The organism is Streptomyces sp. (assembly GCF_031181555.1).
Classification (GTDB): domain Bacteria; phylum Actinomycetota; class Actinomycetes; order Streptomycetales; family Streptomycetaceae; genus Streptomyces; species Streptomyces fimbriatus.
The window spans coordinates 1-26,703 of the sequence record NZ_JAPSKQ010000090.1; the positions used below are offsets into that span (position 1 = coordinate 1).

The 26,703-nt window shown below is 71.7% G+C and carries 24 protein-coding genes; 14 read left to right on the forward strand and 10 right to left on the reverse strand.

Features of this window, described 5'->3' with window-relative positions; translation table 11 throughout:
- Positions 1-575: 575 nt before the first annotated feature.
- Positions 576-1,502 (reverse strand): RNA polymerase sigma factor SigF, encoded by a 927-nt coding sequence (locus tag RIM90_RS18900; RefSeq protein ID WP_309061896.1) that lies wholly within the window; start codon positions 1,500-1,502, stop codon positions 576-578.
- 239 nt (positions 1,503-1,741) lie between these two features.
- Here RIM90_RS18900 and RIM90_RS18905 point away from each other — a divergent pair, with 239 nt between their 5' ends.
- Positions 1,742-2,119 carry an STAS domain-containing protein gene (locus tag RIM90_RS18905; protein WP_309061897.1) on the forward strand — a complete coding sequence of 126 codons (378 nt, stop codon included), beginning with the start codon at positions 1,742-1,744 and terminating at the stop codon, positions 2,117-2,119.
- Between the two features lie 241 nt (positions 2,120-2,360).
- Complete coding sequence (locus tag RIM90_RS18910) at positions 2,361-2,924, forward strand: ATP-binding protein (protein WP_309061898.1); 564 nt, start codon at positions 2,361-2,363, stop codon at positions 2,922-2,924.
- Positions 2,925-3,160: 236 nt separating this feature from the next.
- Here RIM90_RS18910 and RIM90_RS18915 read toward each other — a convergent pair whose 3' ends face one another.
- Entirely contained in the window at positions 3,161-4,657 is a 1,497-nt protein-coding gene (locus RIM90_RS18915; RefSeq protein ID WP_309061899.1) for an oligopeptide:H+ symporter, read from the reverse strand.
- Positions 4,658-5,169: 512 nt separating this feature from the next.
- On the opposite strand from RIM90_RS18915, the gene RIM90_RS18920 reads away from it, so the two are divergent.
- On the forward strand, positions 5,170-5,847 hold the full coding sequence (locus tag RIM90_RS18920) for a response regulator transcription factor (protein WP_309061900.1): 678 nt from the start codon (positions 5,170-5,172) through the stop codon (positions 5,845-5,847).
- A gap of 33 nt (positions 5,848-5,880) precedes the next feature.
- A complete protein-coding gene (locus tag RIM90_RS18925; protein ID WP_309061901.1) occupies positions 5,881-7,155 on the forward strand; it encodes an ATP-binding protein in 1,275 nt (424 codons plus the stop codon).
- Between the two features lie 22 nt (positions 7,156-7,177).
- Here the strand turns inward: RIM90_RS18925 and RIM90_RS18930 are convergent, their stop codons facing one another.
- Entirely contained in the window at positions 7,178-7,663 is a 486-nt protein-coding gene (locus RIM90_RS18930) for a GtrA family protein (RefSeq protein ID WP_309061919.1), read from the reverse strand.
- Between the two features lie 152 nt (positions 7,664-7,815).
- Here RIM90_RS18930 and RIM90_RS18935 point away from each other — a divergent pair, with 152 nt between their 5' ends.
- From RIM90_RS18935 to RIM90_RS18950, 4 genes are all read left to right on the forward strand, one after another.
- Complete coding sequence (locus tag RIM90_RS18935; protein WP_309061902.1) at positions 7,816-8,955, forward strand: 5-(carboxyamino)imidazole ribonucleotide synthase; 1,140 nt, start codon at positions 7,816-7,818, stop codon at positions 8,953-8,955.
- A complete protein-coding gene (gene purE, locus RIM90_RS18940) occupies positions 8,952-9,476 on the forward strand; it encodes a 5-(carboxyamino)imidazole ribonucleotide mutase (RefSeq protein WP_309061903.1) in 525 nt (174 codons plus the stop codon). The genes RIM90_RS18935 and purE overlap by 4 nt, the downstream gene beginning before the upstream one ends.
- A gap of 4 nt (positions 9,477-9,480) precedes the next feature.
- The gene (locus tag RIM90_RS18945) at positions 9,481-10,659 is read left to right on the forward strand and encodes a dipeptidase (RefSeq protein ID WP_309061904.1); all 1,179 of its coding nucleotides are present in this window, start codon (positions 9,481-9,483) and stop codon (positions 10,657-10,659) included.
- Between the two features lie 127 nt (positions 10,660-10,786).
- The gene (locus tag RIM90_RS18950) at positions 10,787-11,932 is read left to right on the forward strand and encodes a dipeptidase (RefSeq protein WP_309061905.1); all 1,146 of its coding nucleotides are present in this window, start codon (positions 10,787-10,789) and stop codon (positions 11,930-11,932) included.
- A gap of 14 nt (positions 11,933-11,946) precedes the next feature.
- On the opposite strand, the gene RIM90_RS18955 is transcribed toward RIM90_RS18950, so the two are convergent.
- Both RIM90_RS18955 and RIM90_RS18960 read right to left on the reverse strand, forming a co-directional pair.
- Positions 11,947-12,339, reverse strand: a complete 393-nt coding sequence (locus tag RIM90_RS18955) for a VOC family protein (RefSeq protein ID WP_309061906.1) — start codon at positions 12,337-12,339, stop codon at positions 11,947-11,949.
- A gap of 65 nt (positions 12,340-12,404) precedes the next feature.
- A complete protein-coding gene (locus tag RIM90_RS18960; RefSeq protein WP_309061907.1) occupies positions 12,405-12,764 on the reverse strand; it encodes a VOC family protein in 360 nt (119 codons plus the stop codon).
- Between the two features lie 126 nt (positions 12,765-12,890).
- On the opposite strand from RIM90_RS18960, the gene RIM90_RS18965 reads away from it, so the two are divergent.
- Positions 12,891-13,397, forward strand: coding sequence for a CGNR zinc finger domain-containing protein (locus RIM90_RS18965; protein WP_309061908.1), 507 nt, complete (start codon positions 12,891-12,893; stop codon positions 13,395-13,397).
- Between the two features lie 161 nt (positions 13,398-13,558).
- On the opposite strand, the gene RIM90_RS18970 is transcribed toward RIM90_RS18965, so the two are convergent.
- The gene (locus tag RIM90_RS18970) at positions 13,559-14,902 is read right to left on the reverse strand and encodes a UDP-glucose/GDP-mannose dehydrogenase family protein (protein ID WP_309061909.1); all 1,344 of its coding nucleotides are present in this window, start codon (positions 14,900-14,902) and stop codon (positions 13,559-13,561) included.
- A gap of 192 nt (positions 14,903-15,094) precedes the next feature.
- On the opposite strand from RIM90_RS18970, the gene RIM90_RS18975 reads away from it, so the two are divergent.
- From RIM90_RS18975 to RIM90_RS18985, 3 genes are all read left to right on the forward strand, one after another.
- Positions 15,095-16,252, forward strand: a complete 1,158-nt coding sequence (locus RIM90_RS18975) for an acyl-CoA dehydrogenase (RefSeq protein WP_309061910.1) — start codon at positions 15,095-15,097, stop codon at positions 16,250-16,252.
- Between the two features lie 510 nt (positions 16,253-16,762).
- Positions 16,763-17,941 (forward strand): Cmx/CmrA family chloramphenicol efflux MFS transporter, encoded by a 1,179-nt coding sequence (locus tag RIM90_RS18980; RefSeq protein WP_309061911.1) that lies wholly within the window; start codon positions 16,763-16,765, stop codon positions 17,939-17,941.
- Positions 17,942-18,080: 139 nt separating this feature from the next.
- Positions 18,081-18,446: a four-helix bundle copper-binding protein gene (locus RIM90_RS18985; RefSeq protein WP_309061912.1), complete on the forward strand. Its 366-nt coding sequence runs from the start codon at positions 18,081-18,083 to the stop codon at positions 18,444-18,446.
- A gap of 64 nt (positions 18,447-18,510) precedes the next feature.
- Here the strand turns inward: RIM90_RS18985 and RIM90_RS18990 are convergent, their stop codons facing one another.
- Positions 18,511-19,788, reverse strand: a complete 1,278-nt coding sequence (locus RIM90_RS18990) for an LCP family protein (protein ID WP_309061913.1) — start codon at positions 19,786-19,788, stop codon at positions 18,511-18,513.
- A gap of 118 nt (positions 19,789-19,906) precedes the next feature.
- Between RIM90_RS18990 and RIM90_RS18995 the strand changes: the two genes are divergently transcribed.
- A complete protein-coding gene (locus RIM90_RS18995) occupies positions 19,907-20,464 on the forward strand; it encodes an acyl-CoA thioesterase (protein ID WP_309061914.1) in 558 nt (185 codons plus the stop codon).
- Positions 20,465-20,560: 96 nt separating this feature from the next.
- Here the strand turns inward: RIM90_RS18995 and RIM90_RS19000 are convergent, their stop codons facing one another.
- The gene (locus RIM90_RS19000; RefSeq protein WP_309061915.1) at positions 20,561-21,922 is read right to left on the reverse strand and encodes an LCP family protein; all 1,362 of its coding nucleotides are present in this window, start codon (positions 21,920-21,922) and stop codon (positions 20,561-20,563) included.
- Positions 21,923-22,157: 235 nt separating this feature from the next.
- Here RIM90_RS19000 and RIM90_RS19005 point away from each other — a divergent pair, with 235 nt between their 5' ends.
- Positions 22,158-23,195, forward strand: coding sequence for a glycosyltransferase family 2 protein (locus RIM90_RS19005; RefSeq protein ID WP_309061916.1), 1,038 nt, complete (start codon positions 22,158-22,160; stop codon positions 23,193-23,195).
- Between the two features lie 58 nt (positions 23,196-23,253).
- Here the strand turns inward: RIM90_RS19005 and RIM90_RS19010 are convergent, their stop codons facing one another.
- Positions 23,254-24,864, reverse strand: a complete 1,611-nt coding sequence (locus RIM90_RS19010) for an LCP family protein (RefSeq protein WP_309061917.1) — start codon at positions 24,862-24,864, stop codon at positions 23,254-23,256.
- Positions 24,865-25,018: 154 nt separating this feature from the next.
- The coding region (locus tag RIM90_RS19015; RefSeq protein WP_309061918.1) for an LCP family protein at positions 25,019-26,703 on the reverse strand (1,685 nt) is incomplete at its 5' end.

Sequence of the window (26,703 nt, forward strand, 5' to 3'; positions counted from 1 at the left end):
TCCGGATCGGCGGACGACTGCAGCACGCCGCGCGCGGCGTCGAACCGCCACCGTTGGGCGGGTGGGGAGGAGCAGCGGGCGGTGACGACGTCCGTCCGGTTCTCCGGGTCGCCGTCGATGCTCAGGCGCAGGCCCGAGGCGAGGTTCACCACCTGCGCGTACGTACCGCCCGGCGGCCGGGGTGCCGGTGCGGCGCGGGTGGGGGAGGGAGCCGGGTGCGCAGTTCCCGCAGGGCCGCGTACGCGGTCGAGGTGTCGGCGCGCAGCGCCTCCGTCAGCCGGGTGCCGGACGCGCCGACGTGCGCACCGGCGTGTGCGTCCGAGGACCCGTCACCGGACGCGTCGCCGTGGGCGGTTCCGTCGTCCCGAGCCGTCCACCGCCCCCTCGCACCCGGGCCGCCGCACGGCGGCCCGGTCCGGCTTCCTGACCTGCCGGCCGGTTCGACGTGCCCGTAGTGGAGGAAGAGGCCTCGGGGGAAAGGGGTGAGCGGGGGTAATGAGGTGCGTCCCGTGCCCGGCGGGCGCCCGGTGTCCGCGGGGACATCCGGCGCCCACCGGGCGCGGGACGCGGTCCCGTCACTCCTCGACGGTCAGCCCCTTGCGCAGTTTCACCAGCGTCCGCGACAGCAGGCGCGAGACGTGCATCTGGGAGATGCCCAGTTCCTCGCCGATCTCCGACTGCGTCATGCCCGCGACGAAGCGCAGGGAGAGGATCTTCCGGTCCCGCGGCGGCAGTTCGGCGATCAGCGGCTTCAACGACTCGACGTACTCGATGCCTTCGAGCCCGTGGTCCTCGTAACCGATCCGGTCGGCCAGCGCGCCCTCGGCGTCGTCCTCCTCCGGCTGGGCGTCCAGCGAGGAGGCGGTGTAGGCGTTCGACGCCGCCATGCCCTCGACGACCTCGTCGGTGGTGATGCCCAGACGCTCGGCCAGTTCGGCCACCGTCGGGGCCCGGTCGAGCTGCTGGGCCAGCTCGTCGCCGGCCTTGGCCAGGTCGAGCCGGAGTTCCTGCAGCCGGCGCGGAACGCGCACGGACCACGAGGTGTCGCGGAAGAAGCGCTTGATCTCGCCGATGATGGTCGGCATCGCGAACGTGGGGAACTCCACACCGCGCGACAGTTCGAAGCGGTCGATCGCCTTGATCAGGCCGACGGTGCCGACCTGGATGATGTCCTCCATCGGCTCGCTGCGCGAGCGGAACCGGGAGGCGGCGAACTTGACCAGGGCGAGATTGAGTTCGACGAGCGTGTTGCGTACGTACGAGTACTCGTGGGTGCCTTCCTCCAGCGTCTCCAGGCGCTCGAAGAGGGTCTTGGACAGGGCCCGTGCGTCGACCGGGCCCACCTCGTCGTACGGAGGGATGTCCGGAAGCCCGGCGAGTAGGTCGTCCGGGACGACACTCATGTCGTCCTGCTCGATGGGTTCCAGATGTTCCGGGGGGAGTGTCGACGTCGCTTTCGGGGTACGCGATGCGTCGAGCCGGGGTGACATGATGTCCTCCATCGTTCTCGGCATATGGCTGCCGAAGCCGATACGTGCACTGCGGTGTGCGGCGCCTCCAAAGCCGGCTGTGTCGGGTGCGTGTTCCTACTAGCCCTACCCGCTTCCCCAAGCCCGCCGCAAGTGCGTTCTGTTTGGATATGTCCGTTTCTGTGCGATTGTTCGGGTGTCGGAGTGCGGCGGGAGGGCGTAATGTTCGAGGGCGTCAGTAAGCAGCCACGACGTCGGGAGTGAGAGACGGCATGGACCGCGGGACGGTCGGCAGCGCACAGTCGGGCCGGCTTCTGGTCGAGGTGCGAGAAGAGGGCCCCAGTGCCGTCGTGACTCCGGCGGGTGAGTTGGACCACCACACCGCCGACTTGTTGCGTGAGCCACTCGAGGACTGCCTCGCCAAGGGATTCAAGAGGCTTGTCATCGACTGCTCCGGGCTGGAGTTCTGTGACTCCACGGGGCTGAACGTGCTGCTCGGTGCCCGGCTGAAGGCCGAGGCCGCCGGGGGTGGTGTGCACCTCGCGGGGATGCAGCCCGTGGTCGCGCGCGTGTTCGAGATCACGGGGGCGGACGCGGTGTTCACCGTCCACGACACGACCGAGGAGGCCCTGGCCGACGATTCCGCGTGACCCGCGCGGGCGGGCCGACGGGCGCCCCGGTCGTCCCGGGGGCCGGCCGGCCCCCTTCCGTCGGGCCTTTTCGTTCGAATACGGGGGTGTCCCGCCGGTCCGCTCGGGCAGGAGACATCCTGGACGTGCCGGCTGCGGTGGTCCCCAGGGCGTCGAGAACCGAAAACGCCGCGCACGCGTGACTGACTGAGTACCGAATTTTTTGAATCGTGAATTGGTGAATCGGTGAGGTGAAGCGCTGATGAGCACCACCCGGCCCTACTCGCCGGGCGACCGCGGTCCGGAGCCCAGCGGCGCTTCCGGGACGCCCGGGGGCGGCGCGCCGGCGACGAGCGCGCCCGACGGGGGTGTGCCCGCGCCGTCCGGACCGTCGGCGTCGGCAGGGTCGTCGGGGGGCGGTCAGGTCCGCCGGCTGAGCTTCGACGACCAGGGCGGCGTCGTCCCGCTCGCCCGCGACTTCACCCGCCAGGCGTTGTACGCGTGGGGCTGGCTGCCCGCGGCCACCGCCGACCAGCGGGCCGCCGCGGAGGACGTCCTGCTCGTCGTCTCCGAGCTGGTCACCAACGCCTGCCTGCACGCCGAAGGGCCGGACCACCTGTCCATCACCTGTGACAACAAGGTGATCCGGATCGAGGTCACCGACCGGGGCGCGGGCCAGCCGGCTCCGCGCACCCCGCACCGGGCGGGCCGGCCGGGCGGTCACGGCATGTTCATCGTGCAGCGGCTCTGCCTCGACTGGGGGGTCGTACGGGCCCCGGGCGTCGCGGGCAAGACGGTGTGGGCGGACCTCGGAGCCCCCGCCTAGCCTCTCCCGCGCCCCTCCTCGCGCTCGGCGCACGCCGGACCACCACGGATCCGGCGTGCGCCGTGTCCTTCCCCCTCGCGGACCCGGCCGGTCCTCCGTGCGGGGACGTGCCGGTCCTCCGTGCGGGGACGTGCCGGTCCTCCGTGTGGGGACGTGCCCGGGAACGCCCGAAGGGCCCGCATCCGGTCGGATGCGGGCCCTTCGTCGTCGGTGCGGTACCGCCGGGCCGGCAGGGCTCAGCGGACGTCGCCCATGAGGCTCTTGACCTTGTTGCGGTACATCCACACCGCGACACCGGCGACCACGGCGAGGGTGGCCTCCATCGCGACGATGCCCGTCTTGTTCAGGTCGACGCCGGCGATGGAGAGCAGACCGGTCGTGGCGTCACCGGCGGTGACGGCCAGGAACCAGACGCCCATCATCTGCGAGGCGTACTTCGCGGGCGCCATCTTCGTGGTGACCGACAGGCCGACCGGGGAGAGCAGCAGCTCACCGACGGTCTGCGTGAAGTAGATCGCCACCAGCCACAGCGCCGCCGCCTTGTGACCGCCCTCGGCGATCGACAGCGGAGCCAGGAAGAGGAAGAAGGACACGCCGACCAGCACCAGGCCGGAGGCGAACTTCACGATCGTGCTCGGCTCCTTGCCGCGCCGGTTCAGCGCCAGCCAGATCCAGGCGAAGACCGGGGCCAGCGCCATGATCAGGACCGGGTTGACCGACTGGTACCAGGAGACCGGGAACTCCCAGCCGAGGACGCTGTTCTCGGCCGACGAGTCGGCGAAGATCGACAGCGTCGAGCCGCCCTGGTCGTAGATCATCCAGAAGATCGCGGCGGCGACGAAGAACCAGATGTACGCGGACATCTTCGACTGCTCGGCGCGGTCCAGGTCCTTGTCGCGCTTGATCCGGACCAGCACCATCACCGGGATGATCACACCGAGCAGCGTCAGCGGGACCAGGATCCAGTTCAGCGTGTAGTGGCCGGAGAAGCCGACGACGGCGTAGGCGACGACGGCGATGCCCGCCCACAGCGCGGCCTTGCGCAGCGTCGAGGACTTCTCCTCGGCGGACAGCGGCTTCGGGACGACGCTGGAGTGCGCGTCCAGGTGACGGCTGCCCAGCAGGAACTGCCCCAGGCCCAGCGCCATGCCCAGCGCGGCGAGCGCGAAGCCCAGGTGCCAGTTGACGCTCTCGCCGATGGTGCCGATGATCAGCGGCGCGGCGAAGGCACCCAGGTTGATGCCCATGTAGAAGACGGTGAAGCCACCGTCACGGCGCGGGTCGTCCGGGCCCTTGTAGAGGTGGCCGACCATCGTGGAGATGTTGGCCTTGAGCAGACCGGAGCCGATGGCGACGAGGCCGAGGCCCGCGTAGAAGGTGCCGGAGGACGGCAGGGCCAGCGTCAGGTGGCCCAGCATGATGATCGCGCCGGCGACGGCGACGGTCTTGCGGGGGCCCCAGACCCGGTCGCCGAACCAGCCGCCCGGCATCGCGAGCAGGTACACCAGCGAGAGGTACACGGAGTAGATCGCGGTCGCGGTGCCCGCGCTCAGGTGGAGGCCGCCCGGCGCGACGAGGTACAGCGGGAGCAGAGCCCTCATGCCGTAGTAGGAGAACCGCTCCCACATCTCGGTCATGAAGAGAGTGGCCAGTCCGCGGGGGTGGCCGAAGAAGGTCTTCTCGGAACCGGGGGTGCCCGGGGAGACCGAGTCCTTCGTCAGGCTGGACGCCATGGTCGTTCCTTGCTGGTCGGGACGCGTCGCGCGAGCGTGTACGCGCCCGGTGGGGGCGGCCGGCACCGGCGGGCCGTGCCGTCCATCCCACGCCCGAGGGGGAAGCCGCCCCGGATCACGGGGCGACGGACGGTGACCACCGGGATCCACGCCTCCGCGCGCAACGACGCGCGCTGAGGCCCGGCCACAGGTCATTCCTTACGGGGCTGGTCGGACCAGCCCGCACACAAAAGAGACCCTCGGCGTCAAATGCCGCCAAAGGTCCCCGTGGTGCAACAGGCGTTGGTTCACCATACGTCAGGACGGTGCCGGATATGGAAGGACTTGAGACGCGGATCACAGGTTTCGAGGGAACCGCGATCACCCATTCGAAGGTCCTTTCCAGGATCGCACCCCAGAGACACAGGTCCGTCCCAGGGGTCTCGAAGGTGAGAAACGGGTGTGCCGGAGGTAAGAATCGAGGCGGGCGATCACACCCCGGCGCCCGGTGCGGCGGGACTACCATCACTGGCATGACCCGTGTACTGCTCGCCGAGGACGACGCGTCCATCTCGGAGCCGCTGGCCCGCGCCCTGCGCCGGGAGGGTTACGAAGTCGAGGTGCGTGAGGACGGCCCCAGCGCGCTCGCCGCCGGAATGCAGGGCGGTGTCGACCTGGTGGTGCTGGACCTCGGACTGCCCGGCATGGACGGCCTGGAGGTCGCCCGCCGGCTCCGTGCCGAGGGCCACACGGTTCCCCTGCTGATCCTGACCGCGCGCGCCGACGAGGTGGACACGGTCGTCGGCCTCGACGCGGGCGCCGACGACTACGTCACCAAGCCGTTCCGCCTCGCCGAGCTGCTCGCCCGGGTGCGGGCCCTGCTGCGGCGCGGTGCCGCCGAGTCGCAGCAGCCGCCGGCCACCCACGGGGTGCGCATCGACGTCGAGTCGCACCGGGCGTGGATGGGCGACGAGGAGCTGCAGCTCACCGCCAAGGAGTTCGACCTGCTGCGGGTCCTGGTGCGGGACGCGGGCCGGGTCGTCACCCGTGACCAGCTGATGCGCGAGGTCTGGGACACCACCTGGTGGTCGTCCACCAAGACCCTCGACATGCACATCTCCTGGCTGCGCAAGAAACTCGGCGACGACGCCGCCAACCCCCGCTACATCGCGACCGTGCGCGGCGTGGGTTTCCGCTTCGAGAAGAGCTGAACCCCTCCGGGGTTCGCCAGTGGGTAAGAGAACATGCGCCGTCGCCTGATCCAGTCCACGCTCGCCGTGGTGCTCGTCGTGATCGCCGTCTTCGGCGTGTCCCTGGTGATCGTCGAGACCCGCACGATCAGCGAGAGCGCCCGCGAGCGCGTGGAGTCCGAGGCGGTGCGGCTGGCCAGCATCGTCGACAGCCGGCTGATCGTCGAGCAGCGGGTCACCGCCGAGTTCCTGCGCGACCAGGTGGCCGAGGACCGCTACGCCGTCATCCGCATCCCCGGCCAGCCGCCCATAGAGATCGGCAGCAAGCCGGACGGCGACGTCATCAGCGCCTCGGCACCGGGCGAGGAGGGCGAGACGGTCACCGTCCAGGAGCCGCGCTCCTCGGTGACCCGGGAGGTCGGCCGTACGCTGCTGATCATCGGGCTGGTGGCGCTGCTGGCGGTGATCGCGGCGGTGCTGCTGGCGCTCCGCCAGGCCAACCGGCTCGCCTCCCCGCTGACCGACCTCGCGGAGACCGCCGAACGCCTCGGCTCCGGCGATCCGCGCCCCCGGCACCGGCGCTACGGCGTCCCCGAGCTGGACCGGGTCGCGGACGTGCTGGACGCCTCCGCCGAGCGCATCGCCCGCATGCTGACCGCCGAACGGCGCCTGGCCGCCGACGCCTCCCACCAGCTGCGCACCCCGCTGACCGCGCTGTCCATGCGGCTGGAGGAGATCACCCTCACCGACGACCCGGAGACGGTGAAGGAGGAGGCGACCATCGCGCTGACGCAGGTGGAGCGGCTGACGGACGTGGTGGAGCGGCTGCTGACGAACTCCCGCGACCCGCGCACCGGCTCCGCGGTCACCTTCGACCTCGACGACGTCATCCAGCAGCAGCTCGCCGAGTGGCGCCCCGCCTACCGCAGCGCCGGCCGCGCGATCGTCAGCTCGGGCAAGCGGCACCTGCAGGCGGTGGGAACGCCGGGCGCCGTCGCCCAGGTGCTGGCGGCGCTGATCGAGAACTCCCTCATGCACGGCGGCGGCACGGTCGCCCTGCGCACCAGGGTCACCGGCAACCAGGTCGTCGTCGAGGTCACCGACGAGGGTCCCGGTGTCCCCGCCGACCTGGGCTCGCGGATCTTCGAACGGGCGATCAGCGGCCACAACTCCACCGGCATCGGCCTCGCCGTCGCCCGTGACCTGGCGGAAGCGGACGGCGGCCGCCTGGAGATGCTGCAGGCGAAACCGGCGGTCTTCGGCCTGTTCCTCTCCCGCACGCCCCCGCAGAAAACCCGGGACGACGGAGGCCGCCAGACGATCCGCTAGCCGTCCCGTCGGGCGGGGAGGGCTACGGCACCCGCTGCTGCGAGCGGGGCTCGGTCCGATCGTCCCGCGCGACCGCCTCCCGGACCGGCAGCGCGCGGAACACCCAGGTGCGGTAGGACCAGAAGCGGAACAGGGTCGCGACGCCGATGCCGAGGAACTTGAAGATGTTGCTCTGCAGCGGACTGTCCCAGCCGAAGCCGTACGTCGCCGTGTACAGCACGCCGTTCTCGATCACCAGGCCGACCGCGCTGAACAGCAGGAACAGGGACATCTCCCGGGTCCGCCCGGACTTGTCGCGGTCGCGGTAGGTGAAGTAGCGGAAGCCGACGTAGTTGAAGATGATCGCGACGATCGTCGCGATGACGCTCGCCCGCACCACCTGGAGGTCGGTGAGCTGCCGGACCAGGTTGAACACGCCCAGGTTGACCAGCACTCCGGCGCCGCCCACCGCGCCGAACTTGGCCACTTCCCGACCGAGTCGTCGGAGCCTCGAGGAACCGCGTTCCATCGCCTGCGGGCTCCCGTCCGTCGGTTGCGTCGATTCAGTCATGCTAACCACCGACCCGCGCGATCTTCCTGCGGACGAAGGCCGCGCCCGCGGATCGTCCGGGGAGGAGACCGGGAAATCGGCCACCGTGGCTCGGCCGATACCCTGGGGGCGTGACGTTCCCGGTAGTCGGTATGGTCGGCGGGGGCCAGCTCGCTCGTATGACACACGAGGCGGGCATCCCGCTCGGCATCAGGTTCAAGCTTCTCAGTGACACTCCGCAGGATTCCGCGGCGCAGGTCGTCGGTGATGTCGTCGTCGGCGACTACCGCGACCTGGACACGCTGCGCGAGTTCGCGCGCGGCTGTGACGTGATCACCTTCGATCACGAGCACGTGCCCACCGAGCACCTCAGGGCCCTGGAGGCCGACGGCATCCCCGTCCGCCCGGGCCCCGACGCGCTGGTGCACGCCCAGGACAAGGGGGTGATGCGCGCGAAACTCGACGCGATCGGCGTGCCGTGCCCGCGGCACCGCATGGTGACCGATCCGCAGGACGTGGCCGCGTTCGCGGCCGAGGGCGAGGGTTTTCCCGTCGTCCTCAAGACCGTCCGCGGCGGCTACGACGGCAAGGGCGTGTGGGTCGTCGACTCCGTGGAGGAGGCCGCCGAGCCGTTCAAGGCCGGCGTCCCGGTCCTCGCCGAGGAGAAGGTCGACTTCGTGCGCGAGCTGGCCGCCAACGTGGTCCGCTCCCCGCACGGCCAGGCCGTCGCCTACCCGGTCGTCGAGTCCCGCCAGGTGAACGGCGTCTGCGACACGGTCATCGCCCCCGCGCCCGACCTCGACGAGGCCCTCGCCCTGAAGGCCGAGGAGATGGCGCTGAACATCGCCAAGGAACTCGGCGTCGTCGGCCACCTCGCCGTGGAGCTGTTCCAGACCCGCGACGGCCGCATCCTCGTCAACGAACTCGCGATGCGCCCGCACAACTCCGGCCACTGGTCCATGGACGGCGCGATCACCTCGCAGTTCGCCAACCACGTCCGCGCCGTCCTCGACCTCCCGCTCGGCGACCCGCGCCCGCGCGCGAAGTGGACGGTCATGGTCAACGTCCTCGGCGGCGACTACCCGGACATGTACTCGGCGTACCTGCACTGCATGGCCCGCGACCCCCAGCTGAAGATCCACATGTACGGCAAGGACGTGAAGCCCGGCCGCAAGGTCGGACACGTCAACACCTACGGCGACGACCTGGACGACGTGCTGGAGCGCGCCCGTCACGCAGCCGGCTACCTGAGAGGCACCATCACCGAATGAGCCCTGTTGTTGGCATCGTCATGGGGTCGGACTCCGACTGGCCCGTCATGGAGGCCGCCGCCAAGGCCCTCGACGAGTTCGAGATCGACTACGAGGTCGACGTCGTCTCCGCGCACCGCATGCCCCGCGAGATGATCGCGTACGGCGAGCAGGCCGCGGACCGGGGACTCAAGGTGATCATCGCGGGCGCGGGCGGTGCCGCCCACCTGCCCGGCATGCTGGCCTCGGTCACCCCGCTGCCCGTGATCGGCGTGCCCGTGCCGCTGAAGCACCTCGACGGCATGGACAGCCTGCTGTCCATCGTGCAGATGCCGGCCGGTGTCCCGGTCGCCACCGTCTCCGTGGCCGGCGCGCGCAACGCGGGCCTGCTCGCGGTCCGCATCCTCGCCGCGCACGACGAGGAGCTCCTCGGCCGGATGCGGGAGTTCCAGCAGGAGCTGAACGACCAGGCCACCGAGAAGGGCAAGCGGCTGCGCGCCAAGGCCGAGGGTTCCGGCAACGGCTTCGGCTTCGGGAAGTGAGCCCATGACGCCTCTCGACGACGCCCGCGCGCTGCTGGCCGAGTTCCCCGTCGTCGACGGGCACAACGACCTGCCCTGGGCCCTGCGCGAACAGGTCCGCTACGACCTCGACGCACGCGACATCGCCGGCGACCAGTCCGCCCACCTGCACACCGACATCCCCCGGCTGCGCGCGGGCGGCGTCGGTGCGCAGTTCTGGTCGGTGTACGTCCGCGCGGACCTGCCCGACCCGGTGCCCGCCACGCTGGAGCAGATCGACTGCGTACGGCAGCTGGTGGCCCGCCACCCCGAGGACCTCGCGCTCGCGCTGACCGCCGCCGACATGGAGGCCGCGCGCGGGCAGGGCCGTATCGCCTCCCTCATGGGCGCGGAGGGCGGCCACTCCATCGCGAACTCCCTCGGCACCCTGCGCGGGCTGTACGACCTGGGCGTGCGCTACCTGACCCTCACCCACAACGTCAACGTGGCGTGGGCGGACTCGGCGACCGACGAGCCCGGCGTGGGCGGCCTGTCGGCCTTCGGCCGCGAGGTGGTGCGGGAGATGAACCGGCTCGGCATGCTGGTCGACCTCTCCCACGTCGCCGCCACGACCATGCGGGACGCGCTGGACACCAGCTCCGCGCCGGTGATCTTCTCCCACTCCTCCGCCCGCGCGGTCTGCGACCACCCCCGCAACATCCCGGACGACGTGCTGGAGCGGCTGCCCGCCAACGGCGGCGTCGCGATGGTGACGTTCGTGCCGAAGTTCGTGCTCCAGGCGGCGGTCGACTGGACGGCCGCGGCCGACGAGAACCTGCGCGCCCACGGCTTCCACCACCTCGACACCACCGCCGAGGCGATGAAGGTGCACCGCGCCTTCGAGGAGGCCCACCCGCGCCCGGTGGCGACGGTCGCCACGGTGGCGGACCATCTGGACCACATGCGCGAGGTCGCCGGCATCGACCACCTCGGCATCGGCGGCGACTACGACGGCACCGCCTTCACCCCGGACGGCCTCGGCGACGTCTCCGGCTACCCGAACCTGATCGCGGAACTGCGGGAGCGCGGCTGGTCGACGTCCGACCTGGCCAAGCTGACCTGGCAGAACGCGGTGCGGGTGCTGGGCGCCGCCGAGGACGTGGCCCGCGGCCTCCAAGCCACCCGTGCCCCGTCCAACGCCACGCTGGAGTCGCTCGACGGCTGAGCGCCGCCGCCCGGGTCGGGCGCGCCGTACCCCCGAACGGCGCGCCCACCAGGAAGCCTCCCGGGGCGCCGTGCGACGGTGACCGTACTGCGATCACGCGCCGAGGTCACGACGTACGGAGCCCGATATGGCCGATCTCCAGGACGACCTGTATCCCGCCACCGAAGTCGGCCGCATCGACGGCGCCCTCCCCGAGGCCGAGCCGTACCCGGCCGAGGCGGTCGTCGTCCCGCCGGAGACCTACCAGCCCGTCTCCGACCCGGACGACGCCCCCCTGACCCGCGCCCACGACGTCCTCGCCGCCCACCCCGTCGCCGACGGCTACAGCGGGCTCCCCTGGGCGCTGCGCCGGCTGCCCTGGTACGACCTCGACCTCGGGGAGAGCGCCGTCGACGCGGACGTGCCCCGGCTGCGCAAGGGCCGGGTCGGTGCCGTGTTCTGGTCGCTGCACCTGCCCGAGGACGTCCAGGGCGACCGGGCCGTCGGCGCCGCCCTGGAGCAGCTCGACCTGGCGAAGGGGGTGGTCGCCGAGTACGACGAGGGCCTGCGCCCGGCCCGCACCGCCGGGCAGATCGCCGACGCCCGCAACTGCGGCCGGGTCGCCGTGCTGTTCGGGCCCGCCGGGGCCGCCGCCCTCGGCGACTCGCTGAGCGTCCTGCGCTCCCTGCACACCCTCGGCCTGCGCGTGCTCACCCTGACCGGCACGTCCTGGGCGGGCGCGGCCGGGCTCACCCGGTTCGGCGAGGAGGTCGTGCGCGAGATGAACCGGACCGGCGTGATCGCCGACCTCTCGTACGCCTCCGACCGGACGATCCGCCGCGTCCTCACCGTGTCCAAGGCGCCCGTGCTGTTCAGCCGCTCCGCCGCCCACGCCCTGCGTCCCCACCCGGCCAACCTCCCCGACGAACTGCTCGCCGAGGTGGGCGGGGCGAAGGGCCTGTGCCTGGTGCCGCTGAGCGCCGAGCAGACCGGCCCGACGGTCCGGGACGTCGCCGACCACCTCGACCACGTCCGCGCCCTCGCCGGCCCCGAGTGCGTCGGCCTGTCCGGCACCTACGACACCGGCAGCGCCCATCCGCAGGAACTCGGCGACACCTCCTGCTACCCGAGGCTGATCGCCGAGCTGCTGCGACGCGGCTGGGACGAGTCCGAGGTGGCCCTGCTGACCTGGGGCAACGTCCAGCGGGTGCTGCGCGGCGCCGACTTCTTCGCCCGCGCGGCGCAGCAGCGCCGCCCGCCGTCGACGGCGACGATCACGGACCTGGACGGCTGACCCGAGGGCGGCGGTCAGGTCTGCTCGATCCGGCACAGGCAGAACGGATGCCCCGCCGGGTCGGCGTACACCCGGAAGTCCTTCGTCTCGTAGTCCTCCCGGTCCAGCACCCGCGCCCCCAGCGCCAGCACCTTCTGCTCGGCCTCGTCGACCTCCTCCCAGGTGCCCCCGGCGTCGAAGTCCAGGTGGAACTGCTGGGAGTCGTGGTCGGCCCGCGGCCAGTCCGGCGGGGCGTACCCCTCGGCCCGCTGGAAGGCCAGCCGCGGCCCCGCGGGGATCTGGAGCACCACCCAGTCCGCGTCCTCCTCCTCGGGAACGCCGCCGCCGAGGGCCGCGTAGAAGCGGGCCAGCTCATAGGGCTCGGGGCAGTCGAGGACGACGGAACGCAGACGTGCCACGGCGGCCATGGATCCTCCTGGTGTCGTGTGTTCGGTGTACTCGGTGTGCGGGGCGTGCCGGTGCGCGGGGCGGGTCAGCAGGCGCACAGGCAGAACGGGTGCCCGGCCGGGTCCGCGTAAACCCGGAAGGTCCGCGAGCGGTCCTCCGCGTCCAGCGGCTTCGCGCCGAGCGCCAGCACCTCCTTCTCCGCCGCGTCCAGGTCCTCGACGGTCAGGTCCAGGTGCAACTGCTGCGAGCGGTCGGGGGCCGGCCACTGCGGCGGCACGTGTCCCGGGGCCTCCTGGAAGGCCAGCACCGGGCCGCCGGGCGTCTTCAGCTCCACCCACCCGCTCTCGGTCTCCACCGTGCCGCCCAGCAGCCCGGCGTAGAAACCGGCCAGCGCACGCGGGTCGGGACAGTCCAGGACGACGGCGCCCACCTTGGCGACGGACATGACTTCCTCCTCGTTGTCGTCATCGTCTTCGTCGTTACCGCAAGAGGCGAGTAACCAGTAACGGTTACTGCATACTTGCCTATAGGGGGTAACGCCGCAAGGGGAAACACGAGGTACCGTCCAGGCATGAGCGAGAGATCGGCCCCGCCCGGGGGACTGGCCCTGGTGCAGGCCCTGGTCAACACGCTGGACATCGAGTCGGGCCGCGACGCGCTGGACACGCCGGAGGGCCGCGCCCGCTTCGGGCTCACGGAGGACGGCGTCGAGCCCGCCCGCGCCCTGCGCGAGTCGCTGCGCGCGACCCTGCTCGCCCACGCCGGCCATCCGCCGCACCGCGAGGCCGCCCCGCTCGGCGAGCTGCTCGCGCGGGCCCCGCTGGTGGTCACCGTCGACCCGGCGGACGGCTCCGCCGCCCTCGCACCCGTCGACGACGGGCCCCTGCTCTCACGGATCGCCGCCGCCGTGGCGGAAGCGGTCACCGCGGGCACCTGGAACCGCCTGAAGGCCTGCGAGGCCGCCGACTGCCACTGGGCGTACTACGACCGCAGCCCCGCCGGACGCGGCCGCTGGTGCTCGATGCAGGTGTGCGGGGCCCGTGCCAAGATGCGCCGCTACCGGGCGAAGGGCGCATGAAGGGCGAGGGCGCGTGAAGAAGGCCGTACGCAGAGGCACCGGAGTCCGGCGGGAGCAGTCCCGGGCCCGTGCCGCATGGTGCAGAATGCACCAGGACGCCGGTTCGGCCGACTGAGCCTCGGCCGAACCGGCGTCACCCGTCCCCGCCGGGCGGCGTGCCGTCAGGCGGTGGGGCGCCCCATCGCGCGGTAGCGCCATCCGGCCCGCCGCCACACCTCCGGGTCGAGCGCGTTGCGCCCGTCGAGGATCAGCCGCTCGGCCGCCACCTCGCCCAGCGCCTCCGCGTCCAGCTCGCGGAACTCCCGCCACTCCGTCAGGTGCAGCACGATGTCCGCGCCCCGCACCGCATCGAGCGCCGAGTCGGCGTACCCCAGCGTCGGGAAGATGCTGCGGGCGTTGTCCATGCCCTTCGGGTCGTACACCGTGACCTGGCCGCCCTGGAGGTGGATCTGCCCGGCCACGTTCAGCGCCGGCGAGTCCCGGACGTCGTCCGAGTCCGGCTTGAAGGTCGCGCCGAGCACCGCCACCCGCTTGCCCAGGAACGGCCCGCCGCCCAGCGCGTGCCGGGCCAGCTCCACCATGCGGCCGCGCTGGCGCATGTTGATCGAGTCGATCTCCCGCAGGAACGTCAGCGCCTGGTCCGCGCCCAGCTCGCCCGCGCGCGCCATGAACGCCCGGATGTCCTTCGGCAGGCACCCGCCGCCGAAGCCGATCCCGGCCCGCAGGAACTTCCTGCCGATCCGGTCGTCGTACCCGATGGCCTCCGCCAGCTTGGCGACGTCACCGCCCGCGGCCTCGCACACCTCGGCCATCGCGTTGATGAACGAGATCTTGGTGGCCAGGAAGGAGTTCGCGGAGGTCTTCACCAGCTCCGCGGTCGGGAAGTCGGTCACCACGAACGGGGAGCCCTCCGCGATCGGCGTGGCGTACACCTCCCGCAGCAGCTTCTCCGCCCGCTCGCCGCGCACCCCCACCACGATCCGGTCCGGGTGCAGCGTGTCCTGCACGGCGAAGCCCTCGCGCAGGAACTCCGGGTTCCAGGCCAGCTCGACGTCCTCACCGGCCGGCGCGTGCTCGGCCAGATAGGCGGCGAGCCGGTCGGCCGAGCCGACGGGCACCGTCGACTTGCCGACGACCAGCGCCGGACCCTTCAGATGCGGCGCGAGCGAGGCGACCGCGGAATCGACGTACGACATGTCGCAGGCGTACTCGCCGTGCCGCTGCGGCGTGTTCACGCACACGAAGTGCACGTCGCCGAACTCCCCGGCCTCCGCCCAGTCCATCGTGAACCGCAGCCGCCCGCTGGACCCCTCGATCCCGGCGACGTGCCGGTGCAGCAGCTCCTCCAGCCCCGGCTCGTACATCGGGACCTCACCGCGCCGCAGCTTGTCGATCTTCTCCGGCACGACATCGAGGCCCAGCACCTCGAATCCGAGCTCCGCCATGGCCGCCGCGTGCGTCGCGCCGAGATAACCGGTGCCGATCACGGTGATCTTGAGGGCCATGGGTGCTCCAGGGGTATACGCCAGGCAGTGCGGGCCCGAGCATAACCGGGGCGCGCGGCCGATCCCCGCCGGGCGGCCACGCCGCTGTCGTCAAGCTCACCTATCCACGAACGTGGAGGAAGCCCTAAAATTCGAGTTACTTAACGGTAGTTAGCGTGACCAGCATCGCAGCGTTTTGGAGCGTGAGAGACCTTGGCCGGATCGGCTGACTTCGACCTGTACCGCCCGTCCGAGGAGCACGACATGCTCCGCGACGCCGTCCGCTCGCTGGCCGAGGCGAAGATCGCGCCGTACGCCGCCGCGGTGGACGAGGAGGCCCGCTTCCCGCAGGAGGCGCTCGACGCGCTCGTCGCGAACGACCTGCACGCCGTCCACGTCCCCGAGGAGTACGGCGGCGCCGGCGCCGACGCCCTCGCGACGGTCATCGTGATCGAGGAGGTGGCCCGCGTCTGCGCGTCCTCCTCCCTCATCCCCGCCGTGAACAAGCTCGGCTCGCTGCCCGTCATCCTCTCCGGCTCCGAGGAGCTGAAGAAGAAGTACATGGCCCCGCTCGCCAAGGGCGACGCGATGTTCTCGTACTGCCTCTCCGAGCCGGACGCCGGCTCCGACGCGGCCGGCATGAAGACCAAGGCGGTCCGCGACGGCGACCACTACGTCCTCAACGGCGTGAAGCGCTGGATCACCAACGCCGGCGTCTCCGAGTACTACACGGTCATGGCGGTCACCGACCCCACCAAGCGCTCCAAGGGAATCTCCGCCTTCGTCGTCGAGAAGTCCGACGAGGGCGTCTCCTTCGGCGCCCCGGAGAAGAAGCTCGGCATCAAGGGCTCGCCCACGCGCGAGGTGTACCTGGACAACGTCCGCATCCCCGCCGACCGCATGATCGGCGAGGAGGGCACCGGCTTCGCCACGGCGATGAAGACGCTGGACCACACCCGCATCACCATCGCCGCCCAGGCCCTCGGCATCGCCCAGGGCGCCCTCGACTACGCCAAGGGCTACGTCCGGGAGCGCAAGCAGTTCGGCAAGCCGATCGCCGACTTCCAGGGCATCCAGTTCATGCTCGCCGACATGGCCATGAAGATCGAGGCCGCCCGCCAGCTGACCTACGCGGCCGCCGCCAAGTCCGAGCGGGGCGACAGCGACCTCACCTTCCAGGGCGCCGCCGCCAAGTGCTTCGCCTCCGACGTCGCCATGGAGGTCACCACGGACGCCGTCCAGCTCCTCGGCGGCTACGGCTACACCCGCGACTACCCGGTCGAGCGGATGATGCGCGACGCGAAGATCACGCAGATCTACGAGGGCACGAACCAGGTGCAGCGCATCGTCATGGCGCGCAACCTGCCGTAACGGCCGGCGGGCGAGGAGCGAAGGGCGTCCGGAAGCCGGGCGCCCTTCATCCGTGTGCGGTGGCGGACCGTGCCACGAGCGACGTGCGGATCCGCTCGGCGCGGGCCCGCAGCAGTGCGCCGCCGGTGCCCGGCACGACGCGGCGACGCGCGCCGGGACGCGGCCGCCGGGGCCGCGTCGACGCCGAGTCCGGGCCGTGCGCCGGTGACCGCCCCGGGCACAGCGGCACCGGCGTGATCGTGGCAGCGGACGGGACACCGCCTTGCCCGGATTCCCACCGTCCGGGAAACGGGGTGCTCCGAAGGGCACCGCTCGGGTAGCGTGCGGGTCATGTCGAGCCCTGAGGCAGCCAAGGTGGGGGCTTTCGGTCACGCCGTCAGCCCCCTGCACCACTGATTTCGCAGTCCTGCCGTCCCGCCGTGTCCTGCGGCCGGACGAGTGCGCCCCTGGGTGCTGACCGCGGTGACGAGACGTCCCCTCGCGTACTTCTCCTCACCTCGGAGCCACTCGATGCCTCTCCCGCTGTACCTGCTTGCCCTGGCGGTCTTCGCCATGGGCACCTCCGAGTTCATGCTCGCCGGACTCCTGCCGGACCTCGCGTCGGACCTCGGCGTGTCCGTCGGGGCGGCCGGCACGCTCACCTCGGCCTTCGCGATCGGAATGATCATCGGTGCCCCGCTGATGGCCGGGCTCGCCCGCGACTGGCCGGGACGGGCCGGCCTGCTCGGGTTCGTCCTCGTGTTCTCGGCGGCCCACGTCGTGGGTGCCGTCACCACCAGCTTCCCGGTGCTCTTCGCCACCCGGGTCGTCGCGGCGCTCGCGAACGCGGGGTTCCTCGCCGTGGCCCTGACGACCGCCGCCGCACTGGTCGCGCCCGACCGGAAGGGAGGTGCGCTCGCCGTGCTGCTGTCGGGCACGACGGTGGCCACGGTCGCCGGGGTCCCCGGGGGATCGGTGCTCGGCTCGCTGCTCGGGTGGCGGGCCGCTTTCTGGGCCGTCGCCGCACTCTGCCTGCCCGCGGCCGTCGGGATCCTCAAGGGGATCCCGGCGCGCCCCGCGCAGGAGGACACGGCGGGCGGGCCGGCCCTGCGGGCGGAGCTCGCGCAGCTCGCCGGGCCGCGGCTGATCCTGGTGATGCTGCTCGGCGCGCTGGTGAACGCGGCGACCTTCGCGAGCTTCACCTTCCTCGCGCCCGTCGTGACCGGCACCGCCGGGCTGGGCGAGCTGTGGGTCCCGGTCGTCCTGGTGCTCTTCGGCGCCGGTTCCTTCGCCGGTGTCACCGTCGCCGGACGGCTGTCCGACCGGCGCCCGGACCTGGTCGTCGCGGTCGCCGGTCCGCTGCTGCTCGTCGGCTGGCCGGCCCTGGCGGTGCTGGCCGGCGAGCCGGTCGCCCTGCTCGGCCTCGTGTTCGTCCAGGGCGCGCTGTCGTTCGCGCTGGGCAGCACGCTGATCACGCGGGTCCTGTACGAGGCGGCGGGAGCCCCCACCATGGCCGGTTCCTACGCGACCGCGGCCCTCAACGTCGGAGCCGCCGCCGGACCCCTCGTCGCCGCGGCCGCCCTCGGCACCGCGGCCGGGGACCTCGGGCCGCTCTGGGCGAGCGGACTCCTCGTCGCCGTCGCACTGCTCGTCGCGTTCCCCTTCCGCGCCGTGATCGCGCGGGACCGGAGCGGCGAGGTGCTCCGGTGACGCGGAGGCACGGCGGGGAGTCCTCCGTGGCCGGTCCGGTTCGGGTCGGTTTCGCCCCTCCTGTGGTGGTCATGGGGCGGAGGGCGTAGGACGGAGGGGCGGGGGCCGAACCCCGGCCCCTCCGTCCCCGGGAGGAACCATGACCCAGCAGTCCGCCGCCGCGACCCCGATGAGCAAGGAGATGCAGGACTGCGTCAACGCCTGCATGTCCTGCCACAGTGTGTGCGAGGAGACCATGAGCGCGTGTCTGCAGATGGGCGGCCAGGCCCAGATGCAGATCATGCGGGCGCTCATGGACTGCTCGGAGATGACCCGCATGTGCGCCGACATGATGATGCGCCGTTCGCCGCTCGCGGGCGAGATGTGCGCGATGTGCGCGCGGGCCTGCGACATGTGCGCCGAGGCGTGTATGTCCATGCCGGACGACGAGCAGATGATGCGCTGCGCCGAGGCGTGTCGCCGCTGCGCCGAGTCCTGCCGTGCCATGGCGGGCGCCACGATGTGACGGACGCCGGACACGGCCGGGGGCACCCCGCGGGGTGCCCCCGGTCCTCGGTCCGCCGTGGGGGTCAGTTGCCCGAGACGGTGACCTTCTCGTCGTTCTTCAGCTGCTCGACCAGCGTCTTCACCTTCGGCATGTCCCACTGCAGATTGCCGTTGCCGGCGCTGCCCGAGATCGGCATGTTCATCGACGTGCCCTCGCCGCCGCTGACGCCCTTCATCGCCCAGAACATCCCGGCCAGGTCGAACAGCCCCATGTCCTTGTCGACGACCAGGGAGTCCAGGCCCGCACCCATGGTCGGGTAGAGCTTGAAGGGGTTGAGGACCGTGCTCGGGGTGGCCACCTGGTTGGCGAGGGCGGAGAGGAACTTCTGCTGGTTCTTCGTGCGGTCCAGGTCGGAGCCGGCCAGCGCGTACCGGGTGCGGACGAAGGCGAGGGCCTCCTCGCCGTTCAGGGTCTGCCTGCCCTTCTTGAGGTCGGCGCCGGACTTGGTGTCCTTGATGTCCTGCGGGATGTCCATCTCCACGCCGCCGACCGCGTCCACGATGTTGGCGAAGCCGGCGAAGCCGATCTCGACGTAGTGGTCGATGCGCAGGCCGGTGTTGAACTCCACCGTGCGCACCAGCAGCGTCGGGCCGTCGATGGAGTACGCGGCGTTCAGCTTGTTCGCGCCCATGGCGGGTCTGGTCTTGCCGGACTCGGAGCCCTTGAACTCCGGGATCGTGACGTTGGAGTCACGGGGCAGCGATATCAGGGTCGAACCGTTGTCGCCGGTGTGCAGGATCATCATCGAGTCCGTGCGCTTGCCCTCGGCGGACCCGGTGTGCAGCTTCTTCTTCTCCTCGTCGGACATCCCGGCCCGGCTGTCGGAGCCGACGATCAGGTAGTTGGTGCCCTCGCCCTTCTCCGGCCGGTCGATGACCGTCGAGAGGTCGACGTCGCGGTTGAGCTTGGAGTCGGCCCAGAAGTACGTGCCGACGGTGGTCACGACCAGCACCGTCGCCACGGTGATCGCCGTCCATTTGATGCGGCGGCGCCAGTCCGGCGCGGGGCGCGGGGCGTGGCCGGCGTCACCGCCCGGCCGGCCGGTCCCGCCGCCGCCGGGCGTGCCGTAGACCTGGCCGGTGTTGTACCCGCTGTCGTAGCCGTCGGGGCCGTGACCGCGACCGTCCACGTACGACGGCTGCTGCGGGACCCCGCCGTACGCGCCCTGCCCGGGAGGGGCCGCCGGGCCGCGGCGGACCTGCCGCATGACGCGGGCGCTCTCGGGTTGTGCGCTCGCGCTCCCGCGTCCGTAGCGGCTGCCGCGGTTGTCGTCGGACCATGCCTCGGGCCAATCGTTCATGGGCAACAGTGTGCAGGCCCGGGTGCCGCGCCATACAAGGGTCGTCGGAAAATCAGGGCGCCGCTGTTGCGAAGCTGACACAAATTCCCCGGATGTCGGCTCGCATAGGGTAGAGGTCATGACAGATCAGGCCCCGGCCGCGCAGACGGAGAGTCCGGACATCCCGGGCAAGCCCGTCGCGGCCTCCCGCACGACCCTCAGCCACATCATGACCCACAGCGACACCAACCTCCTGGGCACGGTGCACGGCGGGGTGATCATGAAACTCGTCGACGACGCGGCGGGAGCCGTCGCCGGACGGCACTCCGGAGGGCCCGCGGTCACCGCGTCCATGGACGAGATGGCCTTCCTCGAGCCGGTCCGCGTCGGTGACCTGGTCCATGTGAAGGCCCAGGTCAACTGGACCGGCCGGACCTCCATGGAGGTGGGCGTGCGGGTGCTGGCCGAACGCTGGAACGAGTCCGCCCCACCCACCCAGGTCGGCTCGGCGTACCTGGTCTTCGCGGCCGTCGACGCCGACGGCAAGCCGCGCCGGGTGCCGCCGGTGATACCGGAGACCGAGCAGGACAAGCGCCGCTACCAAGAGGCCCAGATCCGCCGCACCCACCGCCTGGCGCGCCGCCGGGCGATCATGGAACTGCGGGAGAAGCGGGCGGCCGAGGGCTACGAGGACTGAGGGGCCGGGAGGACCGGCAGGCCCAGGGGCCGACAGGCCGACAGGTCGGCAGGCCGGCAGGGCCGGAGGACGACGGGAAGGCGCCGGGCGGCGAGGTCAGGAGCATCCCACCTCGTCGCCCCGCACCACCCCGAACTCGCCCTGGCCCGGATCCGCCGCCCGGACCTTGCGGACCTTCTCGAAGTCGGCCCCCGCGATCACCTTCAGGGTGGCGCCCTGGCCCTTCACCGCGCGCAGCTCGCTGCCCGGCAGGGCCGCCGCCAGGGACTTCGCGGAGCGGTCCCAGCGGGGGTCGTAGGCGACGATCGTCCGCCGCACGTCGTGCTCCGCCGCGTTGACCGGGGCGCGGGTGGTGCGGAAGCCGGTCGAGGCCAGTGCCGCGTCCACCCGCCGGCCCAGGCCCGTGGTCCGGGTGCCGTTCTCGACCTGGACGCGGATCTGCCGGGGGTCCACCGGCACGCGCAGTGCCGCGTCGCGCGGGCGGTGCTCGGTGAGCGGCCGGTCCCGGCGGAGCGCCTCGAAGATGCGCTCGGCCTTCTCGGCGTCCCATTTCAGCGTGGAGCCGGCGCCCTTCACGTCGTGCCCCGCCTCCTCGACCGGCACCGTCGTGAACTCGGAGGAGGAGGGCGAGAAGTCGCGCATCGCCCGGCCGAGGTCCAGCAGTTCGCCGGTGCCGAAGCCCTTGTCCGCGCGGACCGAGCCGAGCACCGCCCGCGTCACGTCCCGGAACTTCATCGGGTTCAGCAGGATCCCGGAGGAGGTGGCCCGGTCCACCAGCGCGGCCATGAAGCGCTGCTGACGCTTCATCCGGCCGAGGTCGGCGGCGCCGTCGACGTGCCGGGCGCGGACGTACTGCAGGGCCTGCCCGCCCCCGAGGGTGTGCCGGCCGGCCGGCAGGTCGAGGCCGGTGTGACTGTCCTTCAGCGGCTCGTCGGTGCAGACCTCCACGCCGCCGACCACGTCCACGGTCTTCATGAAACTGGTGAAGTCGACCTCCAGGTAGTGGTCGATCTTCACCCGGGTCATCTTCTCCACCGTCCGCACGGTGAGCTGCGGCCCGCCCTCCGCGTAGGCCGCGTTGAGCCTGACGGGGTGCCCTTCGTGCTCCTCGCCGCTCACGCGGTCGGTGTGCGGGGGCGTCTCGGCGTACGAATCGCGGGGCAGGCCGACCACGCTGGCCCGTTCCCGGTCCTCCGAGATGTGCACGATCATGATCGTGTCGGTGCAGTGGCAGGGCGTCCCGCCGAGCCGGTACTTCTCCCGCTCCTCCTCGCCGATCCCGTCGCGGCCGTCGGTGCCGACGAGCAGGATGTTCGTGCCGTCGCCGGCCTCGGGGCGGTTCTTCATGTCGCGGAACGGGTCGACCCGGTCGATGTCGGCGTCGAGGCTGCTGAGCACCGCGTGCCCGATCCCGGCGGAGGCGAGCACCACGACCGACAGCGTGGTCACGGCCCGCACGGCCCACCGCGGCCTGCGGCGCGCGGGCGGTCGCGGGGCCCGGTGGGGTGGTCGCACAGGGCGCGGGGGAGCGGGGCGGGGCCGGGGGGACCGCGGCGGCGTGGACAAGGGGACACCTCCGGACGACGGCCGTACGCGGGATCGTGAGCACCGTAGGCCGATACGATCTGCGGCCCGGCGTATCGCCCCCGGCGCGCGCACCGGTGTCCCCCGTTCGCGGTAACGTGAGCCTCCTATGAACGCCAATCCCGACGTGCGGCTCCCCGCCGTTTCCGTGATCATGCCCGTCCTCAACGAGGAGCGGCATCTGCGCGGTGCGGTCCGCGCGATCCTCGCCCAGGAGTACGCCGGCGAGATGGAGGTCGTGATCGCCCTCGGTCCGTCCACGGACCGCACGGACGAGATCGCCGCCGAGCTCGTGGCCGAGGATCCGCGCGTGCACACCGTGCCCAATCCGACCGGCCGCACCCCGGCCGCCCTCAACGCGGCGATCAAGGCCTCGCGCCATCCGATCGTCGTCCGCGTCGACGGGCACGGGATGCTCTCCCCGAACTACATCGCGACCGCCGTGCGGCTCCTGGAGGAGACCGGCGCGCAGAACGTCGGCGGCATCATGCACGCCGAGGGGGAGAACGACTGGGAGCACGCGGTCGCCGCCGCGATGACGTCGCGGATCGGCGTGGGCAACGCCGCCTTCCACACCGGCGGTGAGGCCGGTCCGGCCGAGACCGTCTACCTCGGGGTCTTCCGGCGCGAGGCGCTGGAGCGGCAGGGCGGCTACAACGTGGAGTTCATCCGCGCCCAGGACTGGGAGCTGAACTTCCGCATCCGTGAGGCGGGCGGGCTGATCTGGTTCTCGCCGGAGCTGAAGGTGTCCTACCGGCCCCGGCCGAGCGTGCGGGCGCTGGCCAAGCAGTACAAGGACTACGGCCGTTGGCGGCACGTCGTGGCCCGCTACCACGCCGGTTCCATCAACCTGCGCTACCTGGCCCCGCCGACCGCGGTGTGCGCGATCGCGGCCGGGATCGTGGTGGGCGCGGCGCTCACGCCGTGGGGCTTCGTGGTGCCCGGCGGTTACCTCGCGGCGATCGTGCTGGGCTCCATACCGGCCGGCAAGGGGCTGCCGCTGAAGGCGCGGCTGCAGATCCCGGTGGCGCTGGCCACCATGCACATGTCGTGGGGCTGGGGCTTCCTGACCAGTCCGCGCTCGCTGGCGAAGAAGGTCATCGCCTCGCGGCGGCCCGCGGTCCACGCGGACGCGCCGACCGCCTGACCCGCCCGGTCCGGGTGAACCGTGGGGCCCCTCCCCGGCCGGGGAGGGGCCCCACGCGTCACCAGGTGAAGGCCGGATTGACGTGCATGCAGGCCTTGTCGTCCGCTCCGTTGAGGGCGTGGGCCGACTCGGGGGTCTCGTCGTCCTCCTCGGGCGCCTCGTAGGCCGTGCCCTCGCGCCAGTCGGCGCCCACCACGAGCGTGACCCCGGAGACGTCGGTGGAGCGTTTCACCGCACTCGCCGGAATGCCGAGCGCCTCGGCGACGCGCCGGGCGTCGCCCTCCAGGTCGGCGCTCGGGTAGCGCACCACCGTCCGCTTCTCGCTGGAGGCACCGGTGGTGTCGGCGGTCGCGCCCGTGAAGCCCTTGTCCCTCAGCACCCCGGCGATGGTGCTCGTGCGCCCGGAGGCGGCGGCGAGGGTGTCGGTGCGGGTGCCGTTGCGGACCTGGACCGCGATCTCGGCGTCCTCGGCGGCCGGGTCCGCCGGGGCCGTCTCCCGCTCCTTCTCCGGCTTCTTGTCCCTGCCGTCCAGGGCGATGTCCTCGCGCACCAGCCGGAACAGCTTCTCGGCGTCCTCGGTCGGCTCCACGCGGGCGCCCACGTAGCGGTTGGGCATCGTGGTCATGGTGATGCGTTCCGGTTCCACCTTGCGCAGCTCGGTGCTCAGGTCGTAGAGCTTCTTGACGGTGTCGAGCCCGGGGTCGACGGTGAGCGCCTCGGTGGCCTTCTCGGCCAGCCTGCGCAGCTTGTTGGGGCTGCTGAGGGTGGCGTTCTCGCGCAACTGGCGGACCAGTGAGTTCATGTACATGTGCTGGGCCTTGGCGCGGGCGAGGTCGCTGCCGTCCTCGAAGCCGTAGCGCGTGCGCAGCCACTGCAGGGCCTGCTCGCCCTTGACCGGGTGGGTGCCCTCGGGGAGTTTCAGCCCGGAGCCGTGGCCCTGGCTGTCGCGGGAGTGGATGTTGGCGTCCACGCAGACGGGGACGCCGCCGACGGCGTCCGCCATGGACACCACTCCGGCGAAGTCGACCATGACGAAGTGGTCGATGTGGATGCCGGTGAGGTTCTCCCAGGTGGCCACCGTGCAGCCGGGGCCGCCGTGGCCGAGGCTCTGGTTGGTCATCACCCGTCCGTTGCTCGCCGGGTACACCGTCCCGTCGTCGGGGTCGGTGCACTTGGGGATGTGCACCAGGGTGTCGCGGGGCATGCTGATCACGGACATGTTGGTCCGGTCGGCGGAGAGGTGCACCAGCATCTGCACGTCGGCCAGCGGGGTCGAGCCGAACGTCTCGCGGGCGCCGCCGAGTTGCTGGTTCTCCTCGGTGTCCCGCGCGTCGGAGCCGATGAGGAGGATGTTCAGCGGGGTCTGTCCGGCGGCGTTCGGCGTCGGCTCGGCGGCCTTGTTGTCGCCCAGGTGCAGCGGGTCCTTCTCGATCTTGTCGTTCAGGTGCCGGTAGTAGAGGTAACCGGCCGTGGCGGAACCGGCTATCAGCAGCGCGAGCACCGCCGCGAACCACTTGAGCAGCCGGCGTCCGCGGCGCGGGCGGTGACCGCCGTCCGTACCGGAGGCGGGCGCGTCACCGCCGTCGGCCGGTCCCTCGGCCGGGTCCTCCTCCGGGTCCGGCTCCCGCCGGTCGTCGCGGACTGTCGCCCGCACGGCGCTCTGTGTCACTGCCACGTCCTTCCCACGCCGGGCAACTCCTCGCATCATGAAACGGGCCCGTCCCGCGCCCTGTTAGACGCACGACGAGCCCGTCAGTTGCCCTTCGAGATCAAACCGGCTTCAACAAGTTCCGGCCGACCGCGCCGATCGGCTCACCCGGGCCTCAGCTCGCGCATTCCACCTTGTCCGCCGTGGACTTCTCCACGTCCGGCACCGACGTCCCCGCGCCGTCGAGCTTCACCCCGGCGCCCTTGAAGTCCGCGCCCAGGGTCAGGGTCATCGCGGGCAGGCCCTGGGAGTTGGTGACGCTCTCGCCGGGTTTCATCGCCGCTCCGGACAGGCCCAGGAGGTCGGCGAGGCGCCGTGCCTGGTCGGCCTGGTCGGGGGCGTACTCCAGCGTCGTCTTCTTCAGGTCCTCCGGGGCGTTGCCGGCGTTCTCGGACTTGGTGACGCCCTGCTCGACCTGGAGCCAGTTGAGCATCTGCTGGGCGCTGCCCCCCGGTGCGCCGCCGTTGAGGACCTGCACCCGGACCTCGGAGGCCGGTGCCTTCTCGCCCTTCAGCCGGGCGGCGACGGCGGCCTTCTCCTTCTTCTTCCGCTGCTTGACCTCGGTCAGCGACACGTCGTTCCTGATGGTGTCGAAGAGCTGCGGGGCCTTGGACTCGTCGAGGACGACGGTCGCCTTGACCGTCTCCGCCGGGTTGTCCTTCACCGGCACCGTGGTGAAGGAGATGTTCTTCGTCGGCACCTTCTTCAGCTCCAGGGCGACGTCCTTGAGCGTGCTCACCTTGCCGATGCCGGTGTCCACGGTCAGCGCCTTCGTGGCGGCCTCGGCCAGCTTCACCAGTTTGGTGGGGCTGGTGAGGGTGTCGCTGGAGGACATCTTGCGCATCAGCGAGGCCAGGAAGTGCTGCTGCACCTTGATCCGGTCGAGGTCGCCCTGGTTGCCGAAACTGTGCCGGGTGCGGACGAAGGCCAGGGCCTGTTCGCCCTCGACCTTCGACTCGCCGGCGGGCAGCCGCAGCTTCGAGTCCTCGTCGTCCACGGGGTGTTCGAGGCACACCTCGACGCCGTCCACGGCGGTGGTGAGGGTCTTGACCGCGTTGAAGTCGGCCATCATGAAGTGGTGGGGCTGGATGCCGGTCGCTTCCTTCACCGTGCGCATGGTGCAGCCCGCGTCCCGGCCGCTCTCGCCGAGGCTCCGGTTGAAGCGGACGCCCCGCAGGCCCGGGACCGTCTTCTCCGTGCCGTCCTCGAGCTTCGTCGGGCAGTCGGGGATGTCGACGATCAGGTCGCGGGGGATGCTGAGCGCGGTCGCGTTGGAGCGGTCCTTGGCGACGTGCAGCAGGATCGTGGTGTCGGCGTGCCCTTTGCTGCCCTTGTCGCCGTAGCCCTCGTTGCCCTTGCCGGTGCGCTTGTCGGTACCGATGACGAGGATGTTGAAGGCCTCGTCCTTCTTGAAGTCGCTGCTGCCGGCGTCGCCCACGTCCGTCGTCGTGACGTTGCCCTCGAGGTGCTTGAGGTAGAGGTAACCGCCGACGCCGGCCGCCAGGACGACGAACGCCATGGTGCCGCCGGTCCACAGCAGGGCCTTCTTCGGCTTCGGCTTCTTCTGCGCCGACCGCCGCCCGCGCCGTCCGGGCGGCCCGTCGTCGGGGGCGCCCCGGCGCCCGCGTTGCGGCGGCACCGCCCGGCCGGGTATCCGGGTACGGCCGTCCGCGGTGCCGTCCGTGCCGTACGGCACGGACCGGCGGGGGCCGGGTACGGCCGGACGGGGTGCGGAGGGGCCCGGTCGCAGCTCGTACTCGCCGGTCTCCGGGTTGAGCACCCACTGGTCCGCGGGATCCA